Origin of the sequence: Photorhabdus temperata (assembly GCF_025384845.1) — a bacterium.
GTDB classification, from domain to species: domain Bacteria; phylum Pseudomonadota; class Gammaproteobacteria; order Enterobacterales; family Enterobacteriaceae; genus Photorhabdus; species Photorhabdus temperata.
In genome coordinates this window covers 1-2,374 of sequence record NZ_JAJAFX010000144.1, presented here as the reverse complement: position 1 = coordinate 2,374, position 2,374 = coordinate 1, and the positions used below count along the sequence as shown (strand labels likewise).

Genomic DNA, 2,374 nt, shown 5'->3' with positions numbered 1-2,374 from the left:
TGAGGTTAACAATGAAATTTGAAGATTTAACAATCGAATCACAAGTCGCAGCCCGTGAAGCTCTGATAAATGCACTAAATATAGAAATGGAATCTCGACGCTATATCGATAACGATAGGGCGAAATATATCGCCCGGAATATTAGAGATAGCTTTATTGCTCTTGAGACAGAGAACCCAAGGCGAGGCTATGGGGACGATGAAGTTGAAGCCGAGGATTAACCTTCATCCAAACCAGACCATCTTCTGGTTCCGCTTGATTTAGTGACAAGAATAGCTGGATTAGATTTTACTTTCTTTGCTGTATCACGAGCCAGATCCTTAATTTCATCTGTGGATTTATCACTGGTGATTGAATATTCCGCATCTGGCAAATGATAGATCTTGCCACTTGTGGTGGTAATAGTGCGCTCAAACCCAGCATTTTCCATTTTTTCATGTAATTTCTCATAATCCTTAGAGTTTGCATCATGTAATTCAACTCTAACGGTGAAATTTGCCATTTTTCTTATTCCTGATTTGACTGTGGAATGACCAAATTATCAATTTTTCTTGACTGTGGAAAGCAGGAAACCCGCGCCGCCTGAGTGGGTTATCAAAGCAGGCATGTAATCAGATAACAGGTCGCTAAGCGGCCTTTTTATTTTATGTCAGTTCAAAACTGAGCTTCAGTAATCAGAGGAAATAGCACGATGACACAAGATGAACAAACAATACTGATGTTCAAGGGCGTGATTGCTTCATTGCCAGAACAGCAGCAAGAAAACGTCAGTATTTGTAAAAAGGTAATTCGTAAGATGCTGGCTGATTACCCGAACGGGGAGGCTCATCTTGCGATTGGGTTGTTCTGTGCAGAGTTACAACATGAATCCGTTCCATTACTTACATAGGTTGATCTGATGGCAGGATTAAAAGAACTGTCTAATAAACTGGCTCAAATAAAGAAGCAAGTCCCATTTGCTACCGCTCAGGCATTAACAAAAGTTGCACGTCAGATTGAACAAGCTGAAAAGAAGGCGATAGAGCGTAAGTTAGATAATCCAACCCCTTTTACTGTTAAGTCTGTTGGTTCAGTCGGTGCAAGCAAAAGCAATCTGAAAGCGAAAGTCTTTGTTCGTGATATAGCCGCAAGTTATCTCACACCCTTTGAAATTGGCGGGGTACATAAACTTAATAGCAGTGCGTTATTAAATCCGAAGAACATTAAATTAAACAAATATGGCAACTTACCCCGTAATAAGCTCAAACAATTAAAGGCCAAGCCTGATGTATTTATCGGAGAAGTAACAACCAGCGAACATAATAGTGTCAATGGCGTATGGCAACGTAAGAAAGCCAGAAAGGGCAAGAAGGGCAAAAAGCGGTTAAAGCGCTCACCCAACGGCACCCGCAGAGAGAGGAAAAAGCAGCGCCCACCAAAATTGTTAATCCGCTTCGGCGATGCTTTACCTGTTGCTCCTATATTGGGTTATCAGGAACGCGCAAGAAAGATGGCTGATGCATTAATGCCACAAGCTATAAGCCAGGCTCTAGATGAAGCCATCAAAACAGCTAAGTGAGGTTGTAATGAAGTATGAATTGATTCCAACAGTAACACTACCCACACAAGAAGAAGTTGAAAATATCATTAATCAACTGAAATCAGAACTAAGCGGATTTGATGCTCATAAATCTTTATCCTGTGTGATGGTGCGTGAGTTGCATAAGCGACTGAGTAAATCCATCAAATGTAAAGTCAGTGTGGAAGTAACAAAAGAATGCATGGATGCTATGAGGGGTATAGTAAGTGAGAATGACAACGAGATAATGGTGATTGGTTTTGATGATAAATTAGTCATTCGCTCAATCAAAGGCAATTAATAGAGGTGACAAATGATATCAAGGGAACAGTCTGACAAAGCCATCACCGATGCTTTTAAAGAATTTAAAGATAAGCTGAGAAATAACATCTACGTTAGAGTTTATAAAAAGGGTGAGCATCTAGTTATTGAATCAAGTCTCTATGTTCCTTGGTGTGATTCTGATGAAAGTTATCTAAAGCTGGCTGATATTTTTGACCCCACTCAACCAATAAAGAAAACGAGTCAACAAGAATACCCTACAAGCCCTGACAAACGACTTGCTTTAATCTATGAGAATATTACGAATGAGCAAAAGGAAAGCCTCTTGTCGAGCGTTGATTATTATCTTAAATCCGGCTGTCACAATCATCAGTTAATGCAATCCATGTTCACTTAAACAGGAACAAATCATGAAATGAAATCGCAGCGATAAGGCCAGACGAATCAAACAAGAATTATTCTCATTTAATTTGAATGGGTCCTTCCCAAGCGATTGATATTTCAGGGGCATTGCGCGCTGCGATGTTTCACTAG

The 2,374-nt window shown here is 40.0% G+C and carries 6 protein-coding genes; 5 read left to right on the top strand and 1 reads right to left on the bottom strand.

What is annotated here, in order from left to right:
- Positions 1 to 221, top strand: a 221-nt coding sequence (locus tag LGZ99_RS24035; protein WP_262979810.1) for a hypothetical protein, incomplete at its 5' end; no start/stop codon positions are given.
- Here LGZ99_RS24035 and ghoS read toward each other — a convergent pair.
- Positions 218 to 502, bottom strand: a complete 285-nt coding sequence (ghoS, locus tag LGZ99_RS24030) for a type V toxin-antitoxin system endoribonuclease antitoxin GhoS (RefSeq protein ID WP_036841069.1) — start codon at positions 500 to 502, stop codon at positions 218 to 220. The genes LGZ99_RS24035 and ghoS overlap by 4 nt on opposite strands.
- Before the next feature lie 189 nt (positions 503 to 691).
- Between ghoS and LGZ99_RS24025 the strand changes: the two genes are divergently transcribed.
- Genes LGZ99_RS24025 through LGZ99_RS24010 form a run of 4 tightly spaced genes read left to right on the top strand, consistent with a single transcriptional unit; the run spans position 692 to position 2,237 of the window.
- Entirely contained in the window at positions 692 to 889 is a 198-nt protein-coding gene (locus LGZ99_RS24025) for a hypothetical protein (RefSeq protein WP_036841068.1), read from the top strand.
- Positions 890 to 898: 9 nt separating this feature from the next.
- Entirely contained in the window at positions 899 to 1,558 is a 660-nt protein-coding gene (locus tag LGZ99_RS24020) for a hypothetical protein (RefSeq protein WP_036841067.1), read from the top strand.
- A gap of 7 nt (positions 1,559 to 1,565) precedes the next feature.
- Positions 1,566 to 1,859, top strand: a complete 294-nt coding sequence (locus LGZ99_RS24015) for a hypothetical protein (protein ID WP_036841066.1) — start codon at positions 1,566 to 1,568, stop codon at positions 1,857 to 1,859.
- 12 nt (positions 1,860 to 1,871) lie between these two features.
- Complete coding sequence (locus LGZ99_RS24010; protein WP_262979809.1) at positions 1,872 to 2,237, top strand: hypothetical protein; 366 nt, start codon at positions 1,872 to 1,874, stop codon at positions 2,235 to 2,237.
- The last annotated feature ends 137 nt before the right edge of the window (positions 2,238 to 2,374 follow it).

Coding starts and splice junctions, on each gene's coding strand:
- LGZ99_RS24020 (WP_036841067.1), top strand. CDS start 899: ATGGCAGGATTAAAAGAACTGTCTAATAAACTGGCTCAAATAAAGAAG.
- LGZ99_RS24015 (WP_036841066.1), top strand. CDS start 1,566: ATGAAGTATGAATTGATTCCAACAGTAACACTACCCACACAAGAAGAA.
- LGZ99_RS24025 (WP_036841068.1), top strand. CDS start 692: ATGACACAAGATGAACAAACAATACTGATGTTCAAGGGCGTGATTGCT.
- LGZ99_RS24010 (WP_262979809.1), top strand. CDS start 1,872: ATGATATCAAGGGAACAGTCTGACAAAGCCATCACCGATGCTTTTAAA.
- ghoS (WP_036841069.1), bottom strand. CDS start 502: ATGGCAAATTTCACCGTTAGAGTTGAATTACATGATGCAAACTCTAAG.